Source organism: Marivita sp. (assembly GCF_020055675.1).
GTDB lineage: Bacteria > Pseudomonadota > Alphaproteobacteria > Rhodobacterales > Rhodobacteraceae > Marivita.
The window spans coordinates 1-2,684 of record NZ_JAIPUS010000078.1 but is presented as its reverse complement, the minus strand read 5'-3'; the positions used below and the strand labels follow the sequence as shown (position 1 = coordinate 2,684).

At 54.1% G+C, this 2,684-nt stretch carries 3 protein-coding genes and 1 pseudogene; 2 read left to right on the top strand and 2 right to left on the bottom strand.

Features of this window, described 5'->3' with window-relative positions:
• The coding region (locus LCF59_RS17705; protein WP_292288940.1) for an Hpt domain-containing protein at positions 1 to 275 on the top strand (275 nt) is incomplete at its 5' end.
• On the opposite strand, the gene LCF59_RS17700 is transcribed toward LCF59_RS17705, so the two are convergent.
• Together LCF59_RS17700 and LCF59_RS17695 are read right to left on the bottom strand one after the other, a co-directional pair.
• Positions 244 to 741 (bottom strand): hypothetical protein, encoded by a 498-nt coding sequence (locus tag LCF59_RS17700; RefSeq protein ID WP_292288939.1) that lies wholly within the window; start codon positions 739 to 741, stop codon positions 244 to 246. The two genes, LCF59_RS17705 and LCF59_RS17700, sit on opposite strands and share 32 nt — an antisense overlap.
• A gap of 174 nt (positions 742 to 915) precedes the next feature.
• Positions 916 to 2,045 (bottom strand): IS3 family transposase gene (locus LCF59_RS17695; protein WP_292288938.1). Its coding sequence is split into 2 segments (ribosomal slippage): positions 916 to 1,811 and positions 1,811 to 2,045, totalling 1,131 coding nucleotides; the frame shifts between segments, so codons are not numbered across the junction.
• Positions 2,046 to 2,104: 59 nt separating this feature from the next.
• Here LCF59_RS17695 and LCF59_RS17690 point away from each other — a divergent pair.
• Positions 2,105 to 2,684 (top strand): annotated as a pseudogene (locus LCF59_RS17690) (IS3 family transposase); the annotation flags it as partial.

Here is a 2,684-nt window from a genome sequence, read left to right as displayed (position 1 = left end):
TGATACAATCGCTTCTGGATCAAGCGATGGGTACTCTTAAGTCCTTCGAGGCATCCAGCAACGAAGATTTGCCTGAACGGTTACCTCGATTTCATGAGCTTGCGGGTGCCGCAGCTATGATGGGAGCAACCCGCCTTGCGGAAATCGCGCGGGAATGTGAGACTACCTTGAGCCAAGAGGCCACACCAACTGATGACCTTAAACTGAATTTGCGTGATGCCGTTGAAAGCACTAAAGCCGAGTTCAAGAAGCTGCAAATGCACTTCGGCGGGTGAGAACCTCTTGGTCATTCACATCAAGAGTGGTCGGAGAATGTGCCTGAGAAGCGACACGCTGCCTCCAAGCCAAAAGGTTGACTGGTGCCTGGTTCAAGGCGAGTAAAAGCGACGACTTGGAAAACGGAAGGCGAAGTGACACGTCTGCCAAGCTCAAACGATGAGTGCCATATTCGTCAACGGCAAATTCACTGGATACCAATATGACTGCTGTGTTTGGCATGTTGTGACGCAGGTCACGAAGCTGATCGTACACGAAAGTAGGACCGCCAAAATCATCAATGCTGACAAATACATAGGAGCGTCGGTAGTCGCTCAAAAAACCATACGGAACAGCCTTTAAACTGTCCGCAAAAAGAAAAGGTATATCGAACTCGGGCAGATATTCGGTAAAATCTGATAACACATCCCAGTTTTTCGATACAACAAGCGCTTTCGATCTATCAGCAGCAAATTGGCTTTTCATGACCTTACCTCCAGTCTGCCTTTGGAATACGCGAAAGTTATGAGCGCTTCAGCACGGCAAATGGCGGACAGTCAGACGGAAAATATTACAAATGTGCGAAATCGGATTGCTAAATACACTTTAGATAAAAATACTTTGGACCTGTCACGCTTTAGTGCCGCCCCAGGTGCTCGTTTAAGCCACCTTTCGTTCGAAGGCGACCGGACTTTTCCAGCCCAGTGCTGAGTGACGGCGGCGTGGATTGTAGAAGCCGTTTATGTATTCGAAGATCGCCATCTCAGCTTGCCGCCGTGTTTCCCATGATCGCCGCCAGATTAGCTCGGCCTTGATGGTTTTGAAGAAGGTCTCGACTGCTGCATTGTCATAACAATTGCCCTTCCCAGACATCGACACCTTAAACCCATGTTGGCGCAGGATCTTCTGATAGTCGTGAGAACAGTATTGGCTGCCGCGATCCGTGTGGTGAATGCAGCCCCTGGGCGGTGTCCTGAATGCGATGGCCATGTTCAGCGCCCGGATCGCCAGGTCGCGCTTCATCCGGTTACTAACAGCCCAGCCGATAACGCGCCGGGAATGCAGGTCCAAGATCACAGCCAGATACAGCCAACCCTCTCGGGTCCAGACATAGCTGATGTCGCCAGCCCACTTCTGGTTTGGTCGAACTGCCGTGAAGTCCCGATCCAGTAGGTTTGGTGCAATGTTGAACTTATGATCGCTGTCGGTTGTCACCTTGTGTTTGCGGGTCCGAATGACAGATATCCCGTTCTGGCGCATCAATCTGCCTACACGGCGGTGTCCCACATTCAGACCGATCTCTTTCAACTCTTCGGTCATTCGTGGCCTGCCATAACTGCTCAGGCTGAGACGGGACTGTTCCTTGATGTGGGCCAGAGTGACCAGATCAGACCGCTGTCTGCGACTGGCGTGCCGACTGCGGAACGCCCGTAGGCCCCGAGTGCTGACACCCACAACATGGCAAAGCCGTTTGGTTGGGAAGCTGCATCTGTGTTCTTCGATAAACCTAAATCTCATTGCTTTAGGCCCGCGAAGAACTGGGTGGCTTTTTTTAGGATGTCCCGCTCCTCCTTGAGAATGCGGACCTCACGCCGAAGCCGGTCATTCTCTTTGGCGAGGTCCAAATCCTCTTTCGACACCACATCAGTGTCTCGACGCGCGGTAATCCATTTGTTCAGCGTCGACATCCCCACGCCCAGATCATCAGCCACCTGTTTACGCGTCAGCCCGCTGGTCAGTGCAATCCGAACCGCATCTTGGCGGAATTCGTCCGTCCGTTTCAGTCCCATAGTCAGTCTCCTTTGTTGCAGTAAATGCTATCAAAGGAGCGGCATCAAACCGCGACAGGTCCACGTTCTACAAATACAAATCGAAGTATGGCGGCATGGAGGTGTCCGACGTCGCGAAGCTGAGGGCAATGGAAGACGAGAACGCTCGGCTTAAACGCCTGCTGGCTGACACGATGCTGGACAATGCTGTTCTGAAGGATCTGCTGGGAAAGAACTGACGACGCCGATTGAGCGGCGAGAGGCAGCGCTCAGGGCGATGCGGGATCACGACATCTCGCAACGCCGGGCCTGCCGACTTGTCGGTGTCGATCCAAAGACGGTCCGGCGTGAACGCCCGCCGGATAATCCTGAAATACGCAAGGAGATGAAAGCGGTCGCCGCCAAGCGCCGCCGGTTCGGCTACCGGCGGATCGGGGTGATGCTGGAACGCAAAGGGACGATCATGAACCACAAAAAGCTGTATCGGCTTTACACGGAGGAGAAGCTGGGTGTCCGGCGACGACGGGGCCGCAAACGGGCCCGCGGCTCGCGGACACCGATGCCAGACGCTCTGAGACCCGGCGAACGCTGGTCGTTGGACTTTCTGTCCGATACCTTCGGGGCCTCGCACCGGTTCCGCATCCTGGCGGTGAACGAAGA

Bases quoted from the DNA above. Each gene is read 5' to 3' on its own strand.
- LCF59_RS17700 (WP_292288939.1), bottom strand. From the start codon at position 741: ATGAAAAGCCAATTTGCTGCTGATAGATCGAAAGCGCTTGTTGTATCG.